The organism is Streptomyces sp. NPDC001914 (assembly GCF_042891215.1).
In the GTDB taxonomy this organism is placed as follows: Bacteria; Actinomycetota; Actinomycetes; order Streptomycetales; family Streptomycetaceae; genus Streptomyces.
In genome coordinates this window covers 144,136-166,946 of the sequence record NZ_JBIASW010000015.1, presented here as the reverse complement: position 1 = coordinate 166,946, position 22,811 = coordinate 144,136, and the positions used below count along the sequence as shown (strand labels likewise).

Here is a 22,811-nt window from a genome sequence, read left to right as displayed (position 1 = left end):
ACGTGGTGTGCAATGGATCTCGTGCCCGTGCTCGAAGAACCACTGAAGAAGGCGCTCGGTCCCGCCACCGCGAAGGTGATGGCCGAGCACCTCGGCCTGCACACCGTCGGCGACCTGCTGCACCACTACCCCCGCAGATACGAGGAGCGCGGGCAGCTCACCCACCTCGCCGACCTGCCGATGGACGAGCACGTGACGGTGGTGGCCCAGGTCGCCGACGCCCGGCTGCACACCTTCGCCTCCTCCAAGGCGCCGCGCGGCAAGGGCCAGCGTCTCGAAGTGACCATCACGGACGGCAGCGGCCGGGTCCAGCTCGTCTTCTTCGGCAACGGCGTGCACAAGCCCCACAAGGACCTGCTGCCCGGCACCCGCGCGATGTTCTCCGGCAAGGTCTCCGTCTTCAACCGCCGCCTTCAGCTCGCCCACCCGGCCTACGAACTGCTGCGCGGCGAGGGCGACGAGGCCGCGGAGAGCGTCGACAGCTGGGCGGGCGCCCTCATCCCGATCTACCCGGCCACCGCCAAGCTGGAGTCCTGGAAGATCGCCAAGTCCGTGCAGACGGTGCTGCCGAGCGCCCAGCAGGCCGTCGACCCGCTCCCGGGCCCGCTGCGGGACGGCCGCGGTCTGGTCACGCTCCCCGAGGCCCTCCTCAAGATCCACCGCCCGCACACCAAGGCGGACATCCACGACGCCCGCGCCCGCCTCAAGTGGGACGAGGCCTTCGTCCTCCAGGTCGCCCTGGCCCGCCGCCGTCACGCCGACGCCCTGCTCCCCGCCGTCGCCCGCAAGCCCGCGCCCGACGGCCTGCTGACCGCCTTCGACGCCACCCTGCCGTTCACCCTCACCGAGGGCCAGCGGAAGGTCTCCAAGGAGATCTTCGACGGCCTGGCCACCGAACACCCGATGCACCGACTGCTCCAGGGCGAGGTGGGTTCCGGGAAGGCTCAGCCCCTTGACGCGACCGTGTTGACACCCACAGGTTTCCGGCGGATGGGAGACCTGCGGGAAGGCGACGAAGTGGTCGTGCCCGACGGCGAGATCGCCGTGATCGACGGGATCTTTCCGCAGGGAGAGCGCGACGTCTGGCGCTTGGTCCTCTCCGACGGAAGTTCGGTGGAGTGCGACGACGAACACCTGTGGATCGTCGGGACGAGCTGTGGGTGGCATCGCGGCCAGGAGCCCAAGACGATGACCACGAGGGAGATCCGGCTCGACACGTTCAAGGCGAACGGTTCTTCGAAGTGGTACATCCCTCCCGCTGTGCCCGTCGACATCGGACCGGACTTCGAGCTGCCCCTGGATCCCTACCTTTTCGGGCTGCTGCTGGGTGACGGTTCATTCCGGCACAACCTGCGTCTTTCGACGATCGACGACGAGATCCGCGACGCGGCGGCGAGCGCCATCGCCCCGGACTGCCTGCTGGTTCCTGTGAAGGGATCCCGGTGTGACTACACGATCCAGTTGAAGGAGCGCTCCGGAGGCGTACGAAATCCAGTCATCCAGGCTCTGCGGAACCTGGGTCTCTGGGGAAAGACCTCCCACGGCAAATTCATCCCTGATCAGTTCAAGAACACGTCCATCAAGAACCGTCTCGCCCTCCTCCAAGGACTCCTGGACACGGACGGAACGGTGCACAAGGACGGCCTGAGCATTTCCCTCTGCTCCGCGTCGCTCAGGCTCGCCGACGACGTCGCGTGGTTGGTGCGCTCCCTGGGCGGACGGGCTCGCGTGCTGCCGAAAAAGGCGGCTTTCAACGTCTCGGTGGCACTCCCCGCCGCATACGCGCCTTTCAGGCTGTCCCGTAAGGCCGATCGTGTCGGCCCCCGCCCGAAATACACCACGTTCCGACGAGGCATCCGGGCCGTGGAGTACGTCGGCCGTAAACCGGTCCAGTGCATCAGCGTCGCTCACCCGAGCCATGCCTACATCACGGACAACTTCACCGTCACCCACAACACGATGGTGGCCCTGCGCGCCATGCTCGCCGTCGTCGACGCGGGCGGGCAGGCCGCGATGCTCGCGCCCACCGAGGTACTCGCGCAGCAGCACCACCGGTCGGTCACCGAGATGATGGGCGAGCTGGCCCAGGGCGGCATGCTCGGCGGGGCCGAGCACGCGACGAAGGTCGTGCTGCTCACCGGCTCCATGGGCGCGGCCGGCCGGCGCCAGGCGCTGCTCGACCTGGTCACCGGCGAGGCCGGGATCGTGATCGGCACGCACGCGCTGATCGAGGACAAGGTCCAGTTCCACGATCTGGGGCTGGTCGTGGTCGACGAACAGCACCGCTTCGGCGTGGAACAGCGCGACGCCCTGCGCGGCAAGGGCAAGCAGCCCCCGCACCTGCTCGTCATGACCGCCACACCCATCCCGCGCACGGTCGCGATGACGGTCTTCGGCGACCTGGAGACCTCCGTGCTCGACCAGCTCCCCGCCGGGCGGTCCCCGATCGCCAGCCATGTCGTCCCGGCCGCGGACAAGCCGCACTTCCTCGCACGCGCGTGGGAACGCGTCCGCGAGGAGGTGGAGAACGGCCATCAGGCGTACGTGGTCTGCCCCCGCATCGGTGACGAGGAGGACGACCCGAAGAAGGGCGCCCGGAAGAAGTCCCCGGAGGACGAGGCGGAGAAGCGCCCGCCGCTGGCCGTCCTGGACGTCGCCGACCAGCTCGCCAAGGGCCCCCTGAAGGGCCTGAGGGTCGAGGTCCTGCACGGCAGGATGCACCCGGACGACAAGGACGCCGTCATGCGCCGCTTCGCCGCGGGCGAGACGCACGTCCTGGTCGCCACGACCGTGATCGAGGTCGGGGTCAACGTCCCGAACGCCACCGCCATGGTGATCATGGACGCCGACCGTTTCGGCGTCTCCCAGCTCCACCAGCTCCGCGGCCGGGTCGGCCGCGGCTCGGCGGCCGGGCTCTGCCTGCTGGTCTCCGAGATGCCCGAGGCGAGCCCCGCCCGCCAGCGGCTGAACGCGGTGGCCTCGACCCTGGACGGCTTCGAGCTCTCCCGCATCGACCTCGAACAGCGCCGCGAGGGCGACGTGCTCGGTCAGGCGCAGTCCGGCGTCCGCTCCTCGCTGCGCATGCTCGCCGTCATCGAGGACGAGGAGATCATCGCGGAGGCCCGCGAGGAGGCCACGGCGGTCGTCGCCGCCGACCCGGAGCTCACGGGTCTGCCCGGCCTGCGTGTCGCCCTGGACGCCCTGCTGGACGAGGAACGGGAGCAGTACCTGGACAAGGGCTGAGCGGCGGTGGACGGCCCGCAGCTGAGAGACTGGGAGCGACCGACCACCCCCAGCGCAAAGGACCCTCATGACCCGCGTGATCGCCGGCCGGGCCGGCGGACGCCGTCTGGCCGTCCCGCCGGGCACCGGCACCCGCCCCACCTCCGACCGGGCGCGCGAGGGCCTCTTCTCCACCTGGCAGTCCCTGCTCGGCGGCCCGCTGGAGGGCGAGCGCGTGCTCGACCTGTACGCGGGCTCCGGCGCCGTCGGCCTGGAGGCGCTGAGCCGCGGCGCCGGCCACACCCTGCTCGTGGAGGCGGACGCCCGCGCGGCCCAGGTCATCCGCGACAACGTGAAGACACTGGGCCTGCCCGGCGCCGAGGTCAGAGCGGGCAAAGCGGAGCAGATCGTCAAGGCGGCGGCGCCCCAGGAGCCGTACGACCTGGTCTTCCTCGATCCTCCGTACGTCGTCCCGGACGACGATCTTCGGGAGATTCTGCTCACACTCCGCACCGGGGGCTGGCTCGCGGACGATGTGCTCGTCACCGTGGAGCGCAGCACCAGAGGCGGTGAATTCGGCTGGCCCGAGGGATTCGAGGCCCTCAGGGCCCGTCGCTACGGCGAGGGCACCTTTTGGTACGGTCGCGCCGCCTCAACGTGCGAAGACGCACGATGACCGGACCGGAGAGCGAGGGACCACTGTTGCGCCGCGCCGTCTGTCCGGGGTCATTCGACCCCATCACCAACGGACATCTCGACATCATCGCCCGCGCCTCCGCGCTGTACGACGTCGTGCACGTCGTCGTGATGATCAATCAGTCGAAGAAGGGCCTGTTCACGGTCGACGAGCGGATCGAGCTGATCCGCGAGGTCACGGCCGAGTTCGGCAATGTCCAGGTCGAGGCCTACCACGGCCTCCTCGTCGACTACTGCAAGCAGCGGGACATCCCGGCCATCGTCAAGGGCCTGCGCGCGGTCAGCGACTTCGACTACGAACTCCAGATGGCCCAGATGAACAACGGCCTCTCGGGCGTCGAGACCCTGTTCATCCCGACCAGCCCCACCTACAGCTTCCTGTCCTCGTCGCTGGTGAAGGAAGTCGCGAACTGGGGCGGCGACATCTCCCACCTGGTGCCGCCGGTGGTCCTGGAGGCGCTCACGGAGCGTCTCGGCAAGGACTGAGCGACTGACTGTCCGTCACCCGGTGTCGGACGGTGCGGGAGTGGTCGTACAGTCGTCCCGTCCGTCTCCATCACGGCAGTAGAGAGTGGCGAGCACACGGTGGACGTGCAGAAGAAGCTCGATGAGATCGTCGCGGCGGTCGGCAGCGCCCGTTCCATGCCCATGTCGGCGTCCTGCGTGGTCAACCGCGCCGAACTGCTGTCGATGCTGGAAGAGGTGCGCCAGGCGCTGCCCGGCTCCCTCGCCCAGGCGCAGGAGCTGATCGGCGGCCGCGAGGAGATGGTCGAGCGGGCCCGCCAGGAGGCCGAGCGGATCATCGAGACCGCGCACGCCGAACGCGGGTCGCTCATCTCCGACACCGAGGTCGCCCGCCGCTCGCAGAACGAGGCGGACCGGATCCTCGGCGAGTCCCGCAAGGAGGCCGAGGAGATCCGCGCGGAGGCCGACGACTACGTCGACTCCCAGCTCGCCAACTTCGAGGTCGTCCTCACCAAGACCCTCGGCTCGGTCGGCCGCGGCCGCGAGAAGCTCCTCGGCACCGGCCCCGGCCTCGACGAGGACGGCTACGAGGACGAGGACGCCCCCGAGCGCAGCTACGACCCGGAGACCCTGCGCCGCAACGCCGACGACTACGTCGACGCCAAGCTCGGCGCCTTCGAGGCCGTCCTCGCCAAGACCCTGGAGGCCGTCGGCCGCGGCCGCGAGAAGCTCCAGGGCCGGATCGCCAGCGACGACCTCGGCGAGCTCGGCACCTTCGCGGACGACGGGACGCCGGGCGCGCACACCAGCGACGCCGACTACCTGGCCGGCCTCGCGGAGCTCGCCGACGACCCCGAGCAGGGCCAGAGGACCCCGGAGCCGGCCGCACAGCCGTCCTATGGACAGCAGGACGCGTACGCCTACCAGCAGCAGGCCGACCCGTACGGCTACCAGCAGCAGTACGCGCAGCAGCAGGACGCCTACGGCTACCAGCAGGCCGACCCGTACGCCGCCTATCAGCAGCAGGGCTACGACCAGCAGGGCTACGACCAGGGCGGACAGGTCTACGGCCAGCAGGCCCACGCCATGGACCAGCAGAACCACGCCCTCGAAGAGGCCAGCCTCTTCGACACCAGCATGATCAGCGCGGAGCAGCTCAGGGCGTACGAGCAGGGGCGCGGCGGCCACTGACCGGGCGGTCAGGAGGTCCTCGGCCCCCGGCAGGGGGCGCCCTCGGGGACCGGATTGGGCCGAGAGCGAAAGGTCCAGTATCCTGGCTCTTCGGTCGCGTGTACGTCCGCGATCAGCGCTGCCCGAGGGAGACCTGGGGCGGCGTCCCTTGAGTTCGTAGATCGAAAGCAGGAATGGCTCTGAACGCCCGCCTCGACCACCGCAATCCTCTCGTGTTCGACACGCACGAGCTGGGGCGGCGTCCTGGCGCGATGCAGCGCCTGACCCGCACGATCGACGCTCCCGTGGATCTCGGGATCCAGGGTGTCATCGGAGTGCCGGAAGGCGCGCCGGTGGAGCTCGACCTCCGTCTGGAGTCGGTCATGGAAGGGGTGCTTGTCACAGGCACCGCCCGTGCATCGGCGAAGGGGGAGTGCGTAAGGTGTCTGGAGCCGCTTGAGCAGGTGCTCGAAGCGGATTTCCAGGAGATGTTCTCGTACCCTGACGCCGATGACCGGGGCCGCCCCAAGGCGGAGCCGGTCGACGACGCCGAGGACGACGAGGACACTCTCTTCCTCGAGGACGGCCTGTTCGACCTCGAACCCGTGCTGCGGGATGCGGTGGTGCTCGCACTGCCGATGCAGCCGGTGTGCCAGGACGACTGCCTGGGCCTGTGCTCCGAATGCGGAGCCCGGCTCGCGGACGACCCGGACCACCACCACGACGCCGTCGACATCCGTTGGGCGGCACTGCAGGGACTCGCCGGTTCACTCGAAGATGGCGAGAAGGACGAGTTGAGCGGCGCCGAGCCTGGCGTCGACGAGAAGCAGGAGAAGTAGCCGTGGCTGTTCCGAAGCGGAAGATGTCGCGCAGCAACACGCGCCACCGCCGGTCGCAGTGGAAGGCTGCGGTCCCCACCCTGGTTGCGTGCGAGCGCTGCCACGAGCCCAAGCTGCAGCACATCGCGTGCCCGGCTTGCGGCACCTACAACAAGCGCCAGGTCCTCGAGGTCTGAGCGGCTGGTGAGAGGTCTGATGTCTGACGCCAAGGCGGATTCAAACGCCAAGAAAAAGGCGGACAACACAGCCTCGTCCCACACGCTTCTGGAAGGGCGGCTCGGCTACAAGCTCGAGTCCGCCCTTCTGGTGCGTGCGCTGACCCACCGTTCCTACGCGTACGAGAACGGCGGTCTGCCGACCAACGAGCGCCTGGAGTTCCTCGGGGACTCCGTGCTGGGGCTCGTGGTCACGGACACGCTGTACCGCACCCACCCCGACCTGCCCGAGGGCCAGTTGGCCAAGCTGCGGGCCGCGGTGGTCAATTCTCGTGCGCTGGCGGAGGTGGGGCGCGGCCTCGAACTCGGCTCCTTCATCCGGCTCGGCCGGGGCGAGGAAGGCACGGGAGGCCGGGACAAGGCGTCCATCCTCGCCGACACCCTCGAAGCGGTGATCGGCGCTGTCTATCTCGACCAGGGTCTCGAGGCGGCGGGCGAACTCGTCCACCGGCTCTTCGACCCGCTGATCGAGAAGTCCTCGAATCTCGGTGCCGGCCTGGACTGGAAGACCAGCCTCCAGGAACTCACCGCGACCGAGGGGCTCGGGGTTCCCGAGTACCTGGTCACGGAGACCGGCCCGGACCACGAGAAGGTCTTCACTGCTGCCGCCCGCGTCGGAGGCGTCTCGTACGGCACCGGCACCGGCCGCAGCAAGAAGGAGGCGGAGCAGCAGGCCGCGGAATCCGCGTGGCGTGCCATCCACTCCGCCGCGGACGAACGCGCGAAGTCGGCGCAGGCCGCCGAGCAGGCGGCCAGTGCCGCCCAGCAGGCGGCGCAGGACATCGAGGAGACCGCCGACGCCTCCTCGACGCCCGGCACCGACACGGCCACGGCCTGAATCCTTCACCCGGCGCAGGCACCGCGGTAACCCGCGGCCCTGCCCGGCCCCCGCACCACAGGACCCCGCCCCGCCGCAACGCGCCGAGGCGGGGTCCTGGCGTTACCGCCGTACCGCTGCCGCGGAGGGGAGCGGGGGCAGGGGCGGCACCGGGTCTTCGGGGCAGCGGCAGCGGCTTCGGGCCCGGGTGGGTCGGGCTGCGGGCCCGAGTGGGTCCGGGCTTGCGCCGAGCCTTCGGTGGCCGGGGGCGGCCCCGGGGCCTGGGCGAGCGGGGCGACCGGGGCCCTTGACGGCCGAGAGTCGGCAGCCGGATCCGGGGCGGGCCGGAAGCTGGCTCCGGATCCCCGGGTGGGCTAGGAGCTGGCTCCGGATCCCCCGGTGGGCCGAGAGTTGGTTCCGGATTCCCGGGCGGGCCGACAGTTGGCTCTGGATCCCCGAATGGCCGGGAGTCGGCTTTGGATCCCGGGTGGGTCTGTCGTGGGTTCTCGGTGGCCGGGAGCCGGACTCGGGGCTGGGGTGGCGGTGCGCCTGGTCTGCAGGCAACCGCTGGTCGACGGTCAGCGTGCGGTGCGATGTACCCTTCCGGCATCACCGGCCCAGCCCGCCCCTCAGGAGGAGTCCCGTGCCCGAGCTGCCCGAAGTCGAAGTCGTGCGGCGGGGGTTGGAGCGCTGGGTCACCGGGCGGGTGGTGCGATCGGTGGACGTCCGCCACCCGCGCGCCGTGCGCCGGCACCTGGCGGGGCCCGACGGTTTCGCGAAGGCGCTCACCGGGCACCGGGTGGGCGAGGCGATGCGCCGCGGCAAGTACCTCTGGCTGCCGCTGGACGACTCGCCGTACTCCGTGCTCGCGCACCTCGGCATGAGCGGCCAGCTCCTCGTGCAGCCGGAGGACGCAGCCGAGGAGAAGCACCTGCGCATCCGCGTCCGCTTCGCGGACGAGCAGGGCACCGAGCTGCGCTTCGTCGACCAGCGCACCTTCGGCGGGCTGTCGCTGCACGAGAACACCCCGGACGGCCTCCCCGACGTCATCGCGCACATCGCCCGCGACCCGCTCGACCCCCTCTTCGACGACACCGCGTTCCACACCGCGCTGCGCGCCCGCCGTACGACCCTCAAGCGCGCCCTGCTCGACCAGTCACTGATCAGCGGTGTCGGGAACATCTACGCGGACGAGGCGCTGTGGCGCTCCAAGCTGCACTACGAACGCCCGACGGGAACCATGACCCGGCCGCGCACCGCCGAACTCCTCGGCCACGTCCGGGAGGTCATGAACGACGCCCTCGCCGCCGGAGGCACGAGCTTCGACAGTCTGTACGTCAACGTCAACGGCGAGTCCGGCTACTTCGACCGCTCGCTCGACGCGTACGGGCGCGAGGGCGAGCCCTGCCGCCGCTGCGGGACCCCGATGCGCCGCCGCGCCTGGATGAACCGCTCCAGCTACTTCTGCCCCCGCTGCCAGCGAGCCCCGCGCCCGGCCGCCTGACACCACGGGCCCCGGGCGCTACACCCTCTGAGTCTCCTGAGCCCCCTGCGGGGCGGCGCGGGTCTCGTCGTAGCGCTCGCGGGCCTCCAGGACGTCGTCCATGCGTCCCTCGACGAAGGCGATGAGGGCCAGCAGCCGCTCGGCGACCTCGCGGCCCAGCGGTGTGAGGGTGTAGTCGACGCGCGGCGGATTCGTGAGCCGCGCGTCCCGGTGCACCAGACCGTCGCGCTCCAGCGCGTGCAGGGTCTGCGAGAGCATCTTCTCGCTGACGCCGTCGACCCGGCGGCGCAGTTCGTTGAACCGGAACGTGCCGTCGTACAGCGCCCTGAGCGTGAGCGAGCCCCACCGGCCGGTGACGTGCTCCAGCGTGCCCCGGGAGGGGCAGCCGCGGGCGAACACGTCGTACGCGAGGTCCTTGCCCGCGCACACGGTTCCCTCGTCGCTCCCGGCACGCTCCGTGATCCGCGCGGACGATTCCATACCGCAAGCATACTCAGCCACAGCGCCACCTGACAGACAGCACTAACTCCTGGTTAGTCCCGTGGGTCGGGCGCCCGTCGCGCTTCCGGCGCGATGTGAGTAGGCGTACTCATGCGCGGCGCCCACGCGCCCGGCAGGCTGGGCCGCGCACGATCGGTGGGACCGGCGGCGGGGGACGGATCGGAGTGGACATGGAGCCGGGGGAGCGGCGGACCGGACCGCCGACGGGTCTGCAGGCGGTGATCGGCGCGCTGCTGCTCGTCCTCGACCTGCTGCTCATCGCCTGGCTGGTGTACGGCTACGGCATCACGGGCTGGGCCGACGCCTACGACGACGTCAACGCACCCGAGGCGCCGGAGGTCGCGCGCCAGGGAGCGTGGATCCTGGCCGGCGCGGCGGTCGTCACGGCCGGCGCGCTGCTCGCCCTGCGCCTGCGCGCCACCGCCGTCCTGCAACTCGTCGTCCTGGGAGCCGGCGCCCTCCTGCCCCACGCCCTCGCCACCCGCCCCTGACCGCAGGACGGGACTCCCGCCCCACGGGACCGCCGGACGCCACGACAACCCCGCCCCGCCCCCGAAAACACCACATGGCCGACCCCCCGAGCGGGTCGGCCATGCGCTGCGCGGCCAACTCGGTGGCCGAACACGTTCAGCTGCCGACGGTTGTCGGCGCTGGTCGTCATGGAGCACCCTGGGGCGGCCCAGGGACGGCCCGGCGGGTGCTCAACACGATGACCGATGAAGCCGTCCGACACCAGAGGCCCGCTGAGAGAGATGGATCGCTCTTGTGGCCCTTCGTCACAGTCGGAGCTTGAACAATCGCTCGGGTGCCGGAGCGGCCGACCCGTCGGGCGAGCGGTGCGGCCAAGGCCGAGTCGAACCTGCTTGAGGTGTCCGTACAACCATTCCCCCAGGTGGAGGGTCTTGTGCACGCCCGGACTCCAAGCGCGGAGCTCCGGCCCACCCGTCGCCTCTGGAGAACCATGCACATCCGTACGGCCGCGGCCGCCACCGCCGGCAGCCTGGCGCTGCTCACCCTCCTTGCGCCCACCGCGCAGGCGGACACCCACAAGGGCGACATCGCCTTCACGTCGGTGACCTTCAGCAGGACCACCGTCAACGTCGGCATCAGCGAGGTCCAGAAGCTGACCGCCTCCGCCACCGTGAAGGACAACTCCGGCGTCAGGACCCTCATGGGGCTCAAGCTGGTGAGCCCCGACGGGCACATCCAGTTCGCGAAGTCGTCCACGTGCACGCGCCCGACGTCGACGACCATGAAGTGCACCTGGTCCTACAGCCTGGACCCCGACAGCACCGACGACTACTTCGACCTTCGCAACAGCTCGGCCGGCACCTGGCGCCTCGACGCGGAGGCCGCCGCCTACGACGGTGACTTCTACACGCTCGACAGCAGCGTCACGATGAAGATCAAGCGCTATGCCAAGCTGACGACCACCCAGGCGACGCCCGAACCGGTGGTCAAGGGCAAGACGCTGACGGTGACCGGCGCCCTGACCCGGGCCGACTGGAACACCAACACCTACGTCGGCTTCGCCGCCCAGAAGGTCGCCCTCCAGTTCAAGAGGTCCGGCGCCTCGACGTACACCACCGTCAAAACGGTGACCACCGACAGCACGGGCAAGCTGAGGACGACGACCCCGGCGAACGCCTCCGGCACCTGGCGCTGGCACTTCGCGGGAACGACCACGACCAGCTCCGCAACCGCCACGGGCGACGGCGTCGCGTTGAAGTAGCCCTGTCCCCGGCCCGGCCGGAACGAGCATGGCGGTCAATGGCTGCGCTGCGAAGAACCCCTGGGTGATCGACCCAGGGGTTCTTCGCATACAGCAGGTGGCCCCGTCGGTTCCCGGCACAATCTGGCGCGGTTCTGGAAGAGACACAGAACCAGTGGCCTCGCAGGGCGTCCCGACCGATGATGGGGCCCATGGATGCTGTCGTTCAGCGAGTGAGCACGTCGTGGACGAAGAAGTCGCGCGGCGGTTCTGAAGCTGCTCGCAGAAACGCCGCCCCGACCGCCTTCTTGCTGCCTCCCGGCCTGCGTTCGGGCCTCCACGAGGTCGCCATGCTGGAGTCCGAGTCCTTCGAGCCTCGTACCCAGGTGCGAGACCTTTCGGAACCCGGGACGATCCTCCGTGAGGTCGACGGGCTCCTACGCGTGGATCCCCCAGAGGTGAGCATGTTTTCCATGCCACGGCGTGACCGGCGCCCGCCTGCCGTTCGTCTGGCTCTCGGTCAATGGCTGCAATGGCATGTCAACCACCGCTTCGTCGGCCGTTGTGAAGGGGCCTGGTCCTACCGACTGGAGACGTTCAACATCCTTTATGGCGCTGCGATGCCCGACGTCTTCCTCGGTGTGCCGTCACGGCGTGTCGACGAGCGACGTCACCTGCGCTGAGCCTTGAGGCAGGGAGCGGGCTCGTACGAGTGTGAGGGCGCCCCTCGTCGGGCCCCTTCCGGCGTCGAGCCGGAAACGGGCCCGGGCCGTCGTGGGCGGTGTCTTCACGGATGAAGACTCCACTCACGACGGCCCGGAAACGGCCCAGGAGGGCGCTTGGCCCTCTGACCTGCGGTCAGCTCAGTAGCCGAAGTCCTGCGTCCACCAAGGGCCGCCCTCGGCGAAGTGGACTCCGACTCCGAGGGTCTTGAAGTCGCAGTTCAGGATGTTGGCCTTGTGGCCGGGGCTGTTCATCCAGGCTTCCATGACGGCCGCCGCGTCGGCCTGGCCGCGGGCTATGTTCTCGCCGCCGAGGCTGGTGATCCCGGCCTTCGCCGCACGGTCCCAGGGGCTGAGGCCGCTCGGGTCGGTGTGGTCGAAGAAGGCGCGGGCCGCCATGTCCTCGCTGAAGGCGCTGGCCAGGTCCGTCAGGGAGCTGTTCGCGGCGACCGGGCTGCAACCGACCTTGGCGCGCTCGTCGTTGACGAGCTTGAGCACCTCGGCCTCGGCGGCGGTCTCCGCGGACACGTTGACCGGGGTCTTGGCGACCGGGGCCTTGGTCTCCTTCTTGGAGGGCTCGGAGGTCTTGGGAGCCTTGGGCTCCTTCGTCTTCTCCTCCTTGGAGGCCCCGTTGCCCTGCTTCTTCGACGGCTCGGTCGTGGTCGGAGCGGCCGACGGCGACGTGGAGGTCGAGGGGGCGGTGGTCGAGGGGGCGGTGGTCGAGGGGGTCGACGCGCGGCCGGAGCCACGGCTCGTCGACGTGCCCTCGCGGGAGTCCGCGCTGCCCGAGGTGCCGCCCTGCTGGGTCTCGACGCTGGAGGGCGAGCTCGCGGCCTGGACGTTGTCGGAGTTGGTGCTGCCACCGCCGAGCGCGTAGTTCTCGGCGCCGGGGACGACACCGGCCGCGACGGCGACGGTGCCGAGGGCCACGGCCGCCGAGACGCCGAGCAGCCCCGTCTTGACCGGGCTCGGACCCTTCCGCTTGCGGTGCGAGCGGGCGGAGGAGGCGGACGGGAGATCGGCGACGGCCGCGTAGCCGTACAGGTTCTCCGGGCCGTAGCTTTCCGTGTGGGTCCCGCTCGTATCTGTGACTCCGGTGGCGCGCCCTGTGGCGGCGCGGCCGGCGTCGGAGCGTCGGTGGCGTCCCATCTCTTGGGCCTTCCTCGATCTTGAGTCAGCGATCCTCATCCAAAACATCACCCAGAAGAGTGAGTTTCTAATGAGACTCATTGGGTCGGGACGGTACCCCATGGCGCGTGGGGAGGATGTGCTCCACGAGACATTGTCCGGTTAGCGTGCAGCCATGAACGAGGTTTCACGGCTGGTCGTCTGGGTCCGCGGAAGGGTCCAAGGTGTGGGTTTCCGCTGGTTTACGCGGGCCAGGGCGCTGGAGATCGGCGGGCTGAGTGGTTTTGCTCTCAATCTCGACGACGGACGCGTCCAAGTGGTCGCGGAGGGCCCCCGGGCCGGCTGCCAGAGCCTGCTCGACTGGCTCCAGGGAGACGACACGCCCGGCCGGGTGGACGGAGTCACTGAGATCTGGGACACGCCCCGGGGGATCTACGACGGCTTCGCCATCCGCTGACGGGGACGCCCGCGGAGGCCTCCCGAAAGTGGCGTGGAGTATGCCACCGGCACCCGTCCGTAGTGGAAATGGCCTGGTGGTTGCCAAGAACGGCGCGAAGTGGCAGGCTCCCGAGATAACGATGATCCCGACGCCCTGAGGGTCCCACCGGAGTCGCAGCGCCGCCGCTTCAGAAGCCGCGCGACAGTGGGTTGCCCGCCGATACAGGGCGTGATCGTGTTGACCGTCAAACTTTTTGGTGAGACGCTGAAAGCCCCGCGCACCTTAGCTGTTTGGCATGTGGAACGGCAGCAGGACATCAGCAGTGTCAAGCATCGCGGGTGCGATTCCCTCACGACCCACACCGCTTCGGTCGGTCACTCAGTGTGGAGGACCATCCATCATGGCAAAGGCGCTTCTCGGTTACGTCGGCGGTTCCGACCCGCGACTCATTGCCGAGATGCGACGGCTCCAGCAGCGCGTCCAGGACCTCGAATCCGAGCTTGTACGGATCCAGGCCGAGAACGACGCGCTCGCGGCTGCCGCTTCTCACGACTCGATCCTCGAGAGCATCGACGTACCCCAGGCGGAGCCTGCGCTCACCTGATCACTGCACCGCACCATGGCACCGCACCATGACAGCAGTGGTTGGGCGGCCCGAATCAACCGCTAAGTTGTCAGATTTGCAAGGGACGCCGTCCGGCGTCCCTTCTTTCTTTCCCCCGAGCGACCTTCCCCCCTCTTCAACGTCTGGTGTGCCCTCCGTGTTCATGGGCGAAACCGTGCGTTCATGGAGTGAGACCGGCCCGAAAGGTAGAGTCCGGCGGCGTGCACCTCAAGGCCCTGACCCTGCGCGGGTTCAAGTCGTTCGCCTCGGCGACCACGCTGCGGTTCGAGCCGGGCATCACCTGTGTCGTGGGCCCCAACGGCTCGGGCAAGTCCAACGTCGTGGACGCCCTGAGCTGGGTCATGGGCGAGCAGGGCGCCAAGTCGCTGCGCGGCGGCAAGATGGAGGACGTCATCTTCGCCGGCACCACCGGGCGCCCGCCGCTCGGCCGTGCCGAGGTCTCCCTGACCATCGACAACTCCGACGGGGCACTGCCCATCGAGTACGCCGAGGTCACCATCACGCGGATCATGTTCCGCAACGGCGGCAGCGAGTACCAGATCAACGGCGACACCTGCCGCCTGCTCGACATCCAGGAACTGCTGTCCGACTCCGGCATCGGCCGCGAGATGCACGTCATCGTCGGACAGGGCCAGCTCGACTCCGTCCTGCACGCCGACCCGATGGGCCGCCGCGCCTTCATCGAGGAGGCGGCGGGCGTCCTCAAGCACCGCAAGCGCAAGGAGAAGGCGCTGCGGAAGCTGGACGCGATGCAGGCCAACCTCGCCCGCGTGCAGGACCTCACCGACGAACTGCGGCGCCAGCTCAAGCCGCTGGGCCGGCAGGCCGCCGTCGCCCGCCGGGCCGCCGTCATCCAGGCCGACCTGCGCGACGCCCGGCTGCGCCTCCTCGCCGACGACCTCGTACGGCTGCGGGGCGCCCTCCAGTCCGAGATCGCCGACGAGGCCGAGCTCAAGCGGCGCAAGGAGTCCGCCGAGGCCGAACTCAAGAAGGCGCTCCAGCGGGAGGCCCAGCTGGAGGACGAGGTCCGCCGCCTCACCCCGCGACTCCAGCGCGCCCAGCAGACCTGGTACGAACTCTCCCAGCTCGCCGAGCGGGTGCGCGGAACGGTCTCGCTGGCCGACGCGCGCGTCAAGAGCGCCACCTCCGTGCCCGCCGAGGAACGGCGCGGCCGCGACCCCGAGGACATGGAGCGCGAGGCCGTCCGCGTCCGCGAACAGGAGGCCGAGCTCGAAGCGGCCCTGGAGGCGGCCGAGCGGGCCCTGGAGGACACGGTCGCCCACCGCGCCGAACTGGAGCGTGAACTGACCGTCGAGGAGCGCCGCCTCAAGGACGTTGCCCGCGCCATCGCCGACCGCCGCGAGGGACTCGCCCGCCTGGGCGGCCAGGTCAACGCGGCCCGCTCGCGCGCCGCCTCCGCGCAGGCCGAGATCGACCGCCTCGCCGCCGCCCGCGACGAGGCCCAGGAGCGCGCGGTCACCGCCCAGGAGGAGTACGAGGAGCTGAAGGCCGAGGTCGACGGGCTCGACGCCGGCGACGCCGACCTCGCCGAGCAGCACGAGGCGGCCAGAGGCGCCCTGTCCGACGCGGAGGCCGCGCTGAGCGCGGCCCGCGAGGCCGCCACCGCCGCCGAACGGAGGCGGGCCGCCACCCAGGCCCGCCGCGACGCCCTCGCCCTCGGCCTGCGGCGCAAGGACGGCACGGGAGCGCTGCTCGGCGCCACGGACCGGCTCACCGGAGTGCTCGGCCCCGCCGCCGGGCTGCTGTCGGTCACCCCCGGCTTCGAGGTCGCGCTCGCCGCCGCGTTCGGCGCGGCCGCCGACGCCGTCGCGGTCGCCACCCCCGCCTCGGCCGCCGAGGCCATCCGCCTGCTGCGCAAGCAGGACGCGGGCCGCGCGGCCCTGCTGCTCGCCGGCGCACCCGAGGAGCCCGGCGCCGGGGAACACACCGCCGCCGGTCCGGCCGACGGCGCCTCCACGCCCGTACACCTCGACGACGACAACGCGCCGCCCTACGCCGCCGATCTCGTCCGGGGTCCGGCCGAACTGATGCCCGCCGTACGGCGCCTGCTGCGCGGGATCGTCGTCGTCGGAACCCTGGAGGAGGCCGAGGACCTGGTCTACGCGCGGCCCGGACTCACCGCGGTGACCGCCGAGGGCGACCTGCTCGGGGCGCACTTCGCGCACGGCGGGTCAGCGGGCGCGCCCAGTCTGCTCGAAGTGCAGGCCTCCGTGGACGAGGCGGCGGCCGAGCTGGAGGAACTGGCCGTACGGTGCGAGGAGTTGACCGAGGCGCAGCGGCTGGCGACCGGACGGCGAGCCGAACGGGCGGCGCTCGTAGAGGAGTTGGGGGAGCGGCGGCGGGCCGCCGAGCGGCAGAAGTCGTCCGTCGCCCAGCAGCTCGGGCGGCTGGCCGGGCAGGCGCGGGGCGCGGCGGGCGAGGCGGAGCGGAGCACCGCGGCGGCCGCCCGCGCGCAGGAAGCCCTGGACCGGGCCGTCACCGAGGCGGAGGAACTGGCCGAACGGCTCGCCGTGGCCGAGGAGATGCCGGTCGAGGAGGAGCCCGACACCTCGGTACGGGACCGGCTCGCCGCGGACGGCGCCAACGCGCGGCAGACGGAGATGGAGGCCCGCCTCCAGGTGCGGACGCACGAGGAGCGGGTCAAGGGACTCGCCGGACGGGCCGACTCCCTGGACCGCGCCGCCCGCGCCGAACGCGAGGCACGCGCGCGTGCCGAACAGCGGCGCGCCCGGCTGCGCCACGAGGCGGCCGTCGCCACGGCCGTCGCCTCCGGCGCACGCCAGCTCCTCGCGCACGTCGAGATCTCGCTCGCCCGCGCCGACGAGGAGCGCACCGCCGCCGACAGCGCGAAGGCCCGCCGTGAGCAGGAGCTCGTGGCCGCGCGGGGCCAGGGCCGCGACCTCAAGGCGGAACTCGACAAGCTCACCGACTCGGTGCACCGGGGCGAGGTGCTGGGCGCCGAGAAGCGGATGCGCATAGAGCAGCTGGAGGCGAAGGCGCTGGACGAGCTCGGCGTCGAGCCGGCGGGACTCGTCGCGGACTACGGCCCCGACCAGCTCGTACCGCCGTCGCTGCCCGCCGAGGGCGAGGAACTGCCCGAGGACCCCGAGCACCCGCGCAACCAGCCCCGGCGGTTCCACCGTGCCGAGCAGGAGAAGCGGCTGAAGTCGGCCGAACGGGCGTACCAGCAGCTCGGCAAGATCAATCCGCTGGCGCTGGAGGAGTTCGCCGCGCTGGAGGAGCGCCACAAGTTCCTCAGCGAGCAGCTGGAGGACCTCAAGAAGACGCGCGCCGACCTCCTCCAGGTGGTGAAGGAGGTCGACGAGCGTGTCGAGCAGGTCTTCACCGAGGCGTACCGGGACACCGCCCGGGAGTTCGAGGGCGTCTTCAGCCGGCTGTTCCCGGGCGGGGACGGACGGCTCATCCTGACCGACCCGGACAACATGCTCACCACGGGTGTCGACGTGGAGGCCAGGCCGCCGGGCAAGAAGGTCAAGCGGCTCAGCCTGCTGTCCGGCGGCGAACGGTCGCTGACCGCCGTCGCGCTCCTCGTGTCGATCTTCAAGGCCCGCCCCAGCCCGTTCTACGTGATGGACGAGGTCGAGGCGGCACTGGACGACACCAACCTCCAGCGGCTGATCAGGATCATGCAGGAGCTCCAGGAGGCCTCCCAGCTCATCGTGATCACGCACCAGAAGCGCACGATGGAGGTCGCCGACGCGCTGTACGGCGTCTCCATGCAGGGCGACGGCGTCTCGAAGGTCATCAGCCAGCGCCTGCGCTGATCCCGCCGGCCGGCTCGCCATCGGCCCTCGCCCCACGGCACCTGGTCCGTCTCCGGTCCGGGCCGCCGCCTACGGGCAGGTCGCCCGGTTCAGGCCGAACCGCCGCCTACGGCTGGTCGTCCGGTTCCGGCAGGTCCTCGCCCACGCCCTCGTCCGCGAGTTCGGCGAGCACCTCGGCGTGGCAGCGCTCGGGGACGCACCAGCAGCCGAGGCGCCGGCCGCGCAGCGCGGGGAGCCGGGCCAGCAGCTCCGGGCGCGCCAGCAGGTAGGCGCGGTACATCTCGACGACCTCGTCGCGCGTGCCGTCGTGGCCGGGGCGGAACGGGCTCGCCAGCGGGGAACCGGTCAGGTGCCAGCCGCCCCGGTGCATGGGGCGGCCGACGTACACCACATCGGCGTACGCGGGATCGTCGCGGTGACCCTTGAGGTTGACGACCGTGGTCTGCGGCATGACCGGATCCTCCACGCTCGGGCGGCCGGGGGCAACGCGAGCACGGCCGAGAAGTGACCCTCGTTCGACCATTCGGGCACTTGATGTTCAAAGCTTGAACACAACAGCGTCACATTGGCCTAGAAGGTTCCCGGACACCCCCAGGTTTGACTTCGAAAGTTGAAGGCATAGTCTCTCCGACGTTGCTTTTACCTTCAGGTGGTGGCCCGCGTGAACCTGTGCGCCACTGGTAACCACCAACGAAGGCTTTCGCCCCCCCACCCCCGGCAGCGAGGCCGGTGGCCCGAGGAGTCTTACGTGACCAGCGCATCGCAGGCACCTGTGCCAGGAGTCAAGCCGGCTCCCCCCGAGCATCTCGGGCATGTCATCTTCATCGCGGCGGCGGCCGCGATGGGCGGCTTCCTGTTCGGCTACGACAGCGCTGTGATCAATGGCGCGGTCGAGGCCATCCGCGACCGGTACGACATCGGCTCCGCGGCGCTGGCCCAGGTCATCGCCATCGCCCTGATCGGCTGTGCCATCGGCGCGGCGGCCGCCGGCCGCATGGCCGACCGCATCGGCCGCATCCGCTGCATGCAGATCTCCGCGGCCCTCTTCACCATCAGCGCGATCGGCTCGGCGCTGCCCTTCGCCCTGTGGGACCTCGCCTTCTGGCGCATCATCGGCGGCTTCGCCATCGGCATGGCCTCCGTCATCGGCCCCGCCTACATCGCCGAGGTCTCCCCGCCCGCGTACCGCGGACGGCTCGGCTCGTTCCAGCAGGCCGCGATCGTCGTCGGCATCGCCATCTCGCAGCTCGTCAACTACGCCATCCTGAACGCCGCCGACGGCGACCAGCGTGGTCAGCTCCTCGGTGTCGAGGCCTGGCAGGTCATGCTCGGCGTCATGGTCATCCCGGCCGTCCTCTACGGTCTGCTCTCCTTCGCCATCCCCGAGTCGCCGCGCTTCCTGCTCGAGGTGGGCCGCAGGGACCGCGCCCGTGAGGTGCTCAAGGAGGTCGAGGGCGACAAGATCGACCTGGACGCCCGCATGAACGAGATCGAGACGGCCATGAAGGGCGAGCACAAGTCGACCTTCAAGGACCTGCTCGGCGGCAGCTTCCTCTTCCTGCCGATCGTCTGGATCGGTATCGGCCTCTCGGTGTTCCAGCAGTTCGTCGGCATCAACGTCGCGTTCTACTACTCCTCGACGCTGTGGCAGTCGGTCGGCGTCGACCCGACGGACTCGTTCTTCTACTCGTTCACCACGTCGATCATCAACATCATCGGCACCGTGATCGCCATGATCTTCGTGGACCGCGTCGGCCGTAAGCCGCTCGCCCTCATCGGCTCGGTGGGTATGGCCATCGGTCTCGGCCTGGAGGCCTGGGCCTTCTCCTACGACCTGGTCGACGGCAAGCTGCCGGCCACCCAGGGCTGGGTCGCCCTGATCGCCGCGCACGTCTTCGTCCTCTTCTTCGCCCTCTCCTGGGGTGTCGTGGTCTGGGTGTTCCTCGGCGAGATGTTCCCGAACCGGATCCGGGCCGCCGCGCTCGGTGTCGCCGCCTCCGCGCAGTGGATCGCCAACTGGGCCATCACCGCGAGCTTCCCGTCGCTGGCCGACTGGAACCTCTCGGCCACCTACGTGATCTACACCTGCTTCGCCGTCCTCTCCATCCCCTTCGTCCTGAAGTTCGTCAAGGAGACCAAGGGCAAGGCCCTGGAGGAGATGGGCTGACGGCCCGTACCACCGGCGGCCCCCCACGGCCGCCCGCTCGATGGCGGCTCCCCACGGCCGCCCGATCACCGGCGGCCCCCCACGGCCGCCGGTGACTCCCCTGAACTCGGGGGGAAGGGCCAAGTCCCCGCTGCCCCTCTCCCCGTACTCGTGAAGAGGGCGCGCCGCCCCGGCTCGGACCGTCAGGTCATACGAGCCGGGGCAGCACGCTTTCGCAGAACAGATGCAGACTGCGCCAGCCCTCGTCCACCGGCATCCCGCCGGACAGCGGATGCAGGACGAGGTTGTCCAGGCCCAGCTCCACGCACTGGTCCGGCGTGAGCACGCGGTAGACGCCCTCGGCGCGCAGCTCCTCGACCGTCGTGGCCGCCGACTTCACCGCCGAACGGATCTCGCCGGACTGCCACGAGGCGTACGTCCGGGCCTCGTGCAGGAAGTGGCGCCCGTACTCGGCCCAGGCCCGGTCCGGGTCCTCGGCGATGTGCAGCAGCGGCGTCTCGGCGCCGGGCATCATGGTCCAGCCCTCGGTGCCGTACTCGATCAGCCGCTCCTTGTAATAGGCCTCCAGCTCGGGCAGGTGCGCGCTCGGGAAGAACGGCAGGCCGAGCCGGGCGGCACGCCGGGCCGCCGCCTGGGAGGAGCCGCCCACCAGCAGCAGGGGGTGCGGGTCCGAGAACGGACGCGGGGTGACCCGTACCGTCCGGCCCCGGTAGCTGAACTCCTCGCCGGTCCAGGCCTTCAGCACCGTCTCCAGGAGCTCGTCCTGGAGCCTGCCGCGCCGCTTCCAGTCGACGTCGAACTGCGCGTACTCCTCGGGTCGGTAGCCGATGCCGGCCACGGTCACCAGGCGCCCGCCGCTGAGCAGGTCCAGCACGGCGATGTCCTCGGCCAGCCGCAGCGGGTCGTGCAGCGGGCCGATGACCGCCGAGACGGTGACCGCGATCTGCCGGGTCGCCCCGAAGACCGCGCCCGCGAACGCGAAGGGCGAGGGCAGCCAGTTGTTGACGGCGCCGTGGTGCTCCTCCGTCTGCACCGTGGTGATCCCGCGGTCGTCGGCGTACGTGGCCATCTCGACGGCGGCACGGTAGCGGTCGCTGAGCGAGGCGGGGGTGGCGTCGGGTTCGACGAGGTTGAAGCGCACGACCGTCACGGGCATGGGGAGCCCCCCTTCGTGTGTGGAGGGGGACGGTAGCTGACGAGGCGTCAGATTGCCATGGTGCGGGGACGGCGGGCTCTGCCCAGGGGACGTGACGCCGTGAAGCGGCAAGGGTGTGTCACGGCCCACCGTATGGGGCGTGACACACCCTGGGTACGCTGCGCGCACTCGTTCGTACCCAGTGAAACCGGAGCAGTCGGCCCGCCGCCTGCTGCCGATACTGAGGACGTTGTGACTCCGCCCTGAAGGCTTCCCGTCGACGCGAGGCCGAGCGGCGGACCAGCCCGGCCCGCAGGGGCACGCGGCCCCCGCACGGACAACGGCTGGCCGACGGATAGGTCACGCATACTGGGCTTGTTATGGAAACCATCATCCTTGCTGTAGTCATCGCCGTGGTGGTGATCGGCGCGCTCGGTGGGCTCGTCGTCGGCAGTCGCAAGCGGAAGCAGCTGCCCCCGCCGCCCCCCGCCGCCCCCGACATCACCGCCCCACCGGCCGAACCGCACGTCGGCGACGAGGCCGAGGCGCCGCACGACGAGCCGCGCCGCACCTTGGAGGAGGTGGATCTCCCCGACGGTTCGGCCGCCCCGTCGGTCGTCGTCGAGGAACCTCCGGTCGAGGCTCCCCAGATCGAGATCCCGGAACCGACCGCCGGGCGTCTGGTACGCCTGCGCACCCGGCTCTCCCGCTCGCAGAACGCGCTCGGCAAGGGGCTGCTCACGCTGCTCTCGCGCGAGCACCTCGACGACGAGACCTGGGAGGAGATCGAGGACACGCTGCTCGTCGCCGACGTCGGTGTGCAGCCCACCCAGGAACTGGTCGAGCGGCTGCGCGAGCGCGTCAAGGTGCTCGGCACCCGGACGCCGGACGAACTGCGCGGCCTGCTGCGCGAGGAACTGGTCCAGCTCCTCGTCCCGGAGTTCGACCGCGCGGTCAAGACCGACTCGAACCTCGACACCCCGGGCATCGTGATGGTCGTCGGAGTCAACGGCACCGGCAAGACCACCACCACCGGCAAGCTCGCGCGCGTGCTCGTCGCCGACGGCAAAAACGTTGTTCTCGGCGCCGCGGACACCTTCCGCGCCGCGGCCGCCGACCAGCTCCAGACCTGGGGCGAGCGCGTGGGCGCCCGTACCATCCGCGGCCCCGAGGGGGGCGACCCCGCCTCGATCGCGTTCGACGCGGTCAAGGAGGGCATCGAGGAGGGCGCGGACGTCGTCCTCATCGACACCGCGGGCCGGCTCCACACCAAGACCGGCCTCATGGACGAGCTCGGCAAGGTCAAGCGCGTCGTGGAGAAGCACGCGCCGCTCGACGAGGTGCTGCTCGTCCTCGACGCGACCACCGGACAGAACGGTCTCGTGCAGGCGCGCGTGTTCGCCGAGGTCGTCGAGATCACCGGCATCGTGCTGACCAAGCTCGACGGCACGGCGAAGGGCGGCATCGTCGTCGCGGTGCAGCGCGAGCTCGGCGTCCCGGTGAAGCTCGTCGGGCTCGGAGAGGGCGCGGACGACCTGGCGCCGTTCGAGCCGGAGGCGTTCGTCGACGCCCTCATCGGAGAGTGACCACCCGCGCGACCACGTAGGTGCCCGACGAGAAGCGCCCGACCCCGCAGCACTGCGGGGGAC

The 22,811-nt window shown here is 70.5% G+C and carries 20 protein-coding genes; 16 read left to right on the top strand and 4 right to left on the bottom strand.

The window, feature by feature from the left end; genetic code table 11:
• The first annotated feature begins 12 nt into the window (after nt 1–12).
• From ACFYYF_RS32885 to mutM, 8 genes are all read left to right on the top strand, one after another.
• Nucleotides 13–3,243 (top strand): helicase-related protein, encoded by a 3,231-nt coding sequence (locus ACFYYF_RS32885; protein ID WP_388781090.1) that lies wholly within the window; start codon nt 13–15, stop codon nt 3,241–3,243.
• A gap of 67 nt (nt 3,244–3,310) precedes the next feature.
• Complete coding sequence (gene rsmD / locus ACFYYF_RS32880) at nt 3,311–3,898, top strand: 16S rRNA (guanine(966)-N(2))-methyltransferase RsmD (RefSeq protein WP_365486079.1); 588 nt, start codon at nt 3,311–3,313, stop codon at nt 3,896–3,898.
• A gap of 26 nt (nt 3,899–3,924) precedes the next feature.
• Entirely contained in the window at nt 3,925–4,404 is a 480-nt protein-coding gene (gene coaD, locus ACFYYF_RS32875) for a pantetheine-phosphate adenylyltransferase (RefSeq protein WP_192582606.1), read from the top strand.
• Nucleotides 4,405–4,503: 99 nt separating this feature from the next.
• A complete protein-coding gene (locus ACFYYF_RS32870; protein WP_388781089.1) occupies nt 4,504–5,574 on the top strand; it encodes a cell division initiation protein in 1,071 nt (356 codons plus the stop codon).
• A 173-nt stretch (nt 5,575–5,747) separates the two neighbouring features.
• Nucleotides 5,748–6,392 (top strand): DUF177 domain-containing protein, encoded by a 645-nt coding sequence (locus ACFYYF_RS32865; RefSeq protein WP_361683169.1) that lies wholly within the window; start codon nt 5,748–5,750, stop codon nt 6,390–6,392.
• 2 nt (nt 6,393–6,394) lie between these two features.
• A complete protein-coding gene (rpmF, locus tag ACFYYF_RS32860; RefSeq protein ID WP_006139588.1) occupies nt 6,395–6,568 on the top strand; it encodes a 50S ribosomal protein L32 in 174 nt (57 codons plus the stop codon).
• A gap of 19 nt (nt 6,569–6,587) precedes the next feature.
• Nucleotides 6,588–7,445 (top strand): ribonuclease III, encoded by an 858-nt coding sequence (gene rnc, locus ACFYYF_RS32855; RefSeq protein ID WP_388781088.1) that lies wholly within the window; start codon nt 6,588–6,590, stop codon nt 7,443–7,445.
• Nucleotides 7,446–8,067: 622 nt separating this feature from the next.
• Nucleotides 8,068–8,928, top strand: coding sequence for a bifunctional DNA-formamidopyrimidine glycosylase/DNA-(apurinic or apyrimidinic site) lyase (mutM, locus tag ACFYYF_RS32850; RefSeq protein ID WP_388781087.1), 861 nt, complete (start codon nt 8,068–8,070; stop codon nt 8,926–8,928).
• A gap of 18 nt (nt 8,929–8,946) precedes the next feature.
• On the opposite strand, the gene ACFYYF_RS32845 is transcribed toward mutM, so the two are convergent.
• Nucleotides 8,947–9,408: a winged helix-turn-helix transcriptional regulator gene (locus tag ACFYYF_RS32845; protein WP_388781086.1), complete on the bottom strand. Its 462-nt coding sequence runs from the start codon at nt 9,406–9,408 to the stop codon at nt 8,947–8,949.
• A 185-nt stretch (nt 9,409–9,593) separates the two neighbouring features.
• Between ACFYYF_RS32845 and ACFYYF_RS32840 the strand changes: the two genes are divergently transcribed.
• The 3 genes from ACFYYF_RS32840 to ACFYYF_RS32830 all read left to right on the top strand — a co-directional run bounded on the left by ACFYYF_RS32840 (nt 9,594) and on the right by ACFYYF_RS32830 (nt 11,823).
• On the top strand, nt 9,594–9,920 hold the full coding sequence (locus ACFYYF_RS32840; protein WP_388781085.1) for a hypothetical protein: 327 nt from the start codon (nt 9,594–9,596) through the stop codon (nt 9,918–9,920).
• 470 nt (nt 9,921–10,390) lie between these two features.
• The gene (locus ACFYYF_RS32835) at nt 10,391–11,161 is read left to right on the top strand and encodes a calcium-binding protein (protein WP_388781084.1); all 771 of its coding nucleotides are present in this window, start codon (nt 10,391–10,393) and stop codon (nt 11,159–11,161) included.
• A 191-nt stretch (nt 11,162–11,352) separates the two neighbouring features.
• Nucleotides 11,353–11,823: a hypothetical protein gene (locus tag ACFYYF_RS32830; RefSeq protein WP_388781083.1), complete on the top strand. Its 471-nt coding sequence runs from the start codon at nt 11,353–11,355 to the stop codon at nt 11,821–11,823.
• 180 nt (nt 11,824–12,003) lie between these two features.
• On the opposite strand, the gene ACFYYF_RS32825 is transcribed toward ACFYYF_RS32830, so the two are convergent.
• Nucleotides 12,004–13,011 (bottom strand): CAP domain-containing protein, encoded by a 1,008-nt coding sequence (locus ACFYYF_RS32825; RefSeq protein WP_388781082.1) that lies wholly within the window; start codon nt 13,009–13,011, stop codon nt 12,004–12,006.
• 154 nt (nt 13,012–13,165) lie between these two features.
• On the opposite strand from ACFYYF_RS32825, the gene ACFYYF_RS32820 reads away from it, so the two are divergent.
• The 3 genes from ACFYYF_RS32820 to smc all read left to right on the top strand — a co-directional run bounded on the left by ACFYYF_RS32820 (nt 13,166) and on the right by smc (nt 17,860).
• Nucleotides 13,166–13,447, top strand: a complete 282-nt coding sequence (locus ACFYYF_RS32820; RefSeq protein WP_361683156.1) for an acylphosphatase — start codon at nt 13,166–13,168, stop codon at nt 13,445–13,447.
• A gap of 382 nt (nt 13,448–13,829) precedes the next feature.
• Complete coding sequence (locus ACFYYF_RS32815) at nt 13,830–14,033, top strand: hypothetical protein (protein WP_355773424.1); 204 nt, start codon at nt 13,830–13,832, stop codon at nt 14,031–14,033.
• A gap of 221 nt (nt 14,034–14,254) precedes the next feature.
• Nucleotides 14,255–17,860 carry a chromosome segregation protein SMC gene (gene smc, locus ACFYYF_RS32810; RefSeq protein WP_388781081.1) on the top strand — a complete coding sequence of 1,202 codons (3,606 nt, stop codon included), beginning with the start codon at nt 14,255–14,257 and terminating at the stop codon, nt 17,858–17,860.
• A gap of 106 nt (nt 17,861–17,966) precedes the next feature.
• Here smc and ACFYYF_RS32805 read toward each other — a convergent pair whose 3' ends face one another.
• The gene (locus ACFYYF_RS32805) at nt 17,967–18,311 is read right to left on the bottom strand and encodes a DUF4326 domain-containing protein (protein WP_388781080.1); all 345 of its coding nucleotides are present in this window, start codon (nt 18,309–18,311) and stop codon (nt 17,967–17,969) included.
• A 297-nt stretch (nt 18,312–18,608) separates the two neighbouring features.
• Here ACFYYF_RS32805 and ACFYYF_RS32800 point away from each other — a divergent pair, with 297 nt between their 5' ends.
• Nucleotides 18,609–20,027 carry a sugar porter family MFS transporter gene (locus ACFYYF_RS32800; protein ID WP_388781079.1) on the top strand — a complete coding sequence of 473 codons (1,419 nt, stop codon included), beginning with the start codon at nt 18,609–18,611 and terminating at the stop codon, nt 20,025–20,027.
• Nucleotides 20,028–20,214: 187 nt separating this feature from the next.
• Here ACFYYF_RS32800 and ACFYYF_RS32795 read toward each other — a convergent pair whose 3' ends face one another.
• The gene (locus ACFYYF_RS32795; RefSeq protein ID WP_388781078.1) at nt 20,215–21,183 is read right to left on the bottom strand and encodes an LLM class flavin-dependent oxidoreductase; all 969 of its coding nucleotides are present in this window, start codon (nt 21,181–21,183) and stop codon (nt 20,215–20,217) included.
• A gap of 359 nt (nt 21,184–21,542) precedes the next feature.
• Between ACFYYF_RS32795 and ftsY the strand changes: the two genes are divergently transcribed.
• A complete protein-coding gene (ftsY, locus tag ACFYYF_RS32790; protein ID WP_388781077.1) occupies nt 21,543–22,748 on the top strand; it encodes a signal recognition particle-docking protein FtsY in 1,206 nt (401 codons plus the stop codon).
• Nucleotides 22,749–22,811: the final 63 nt, after the last annotated feature.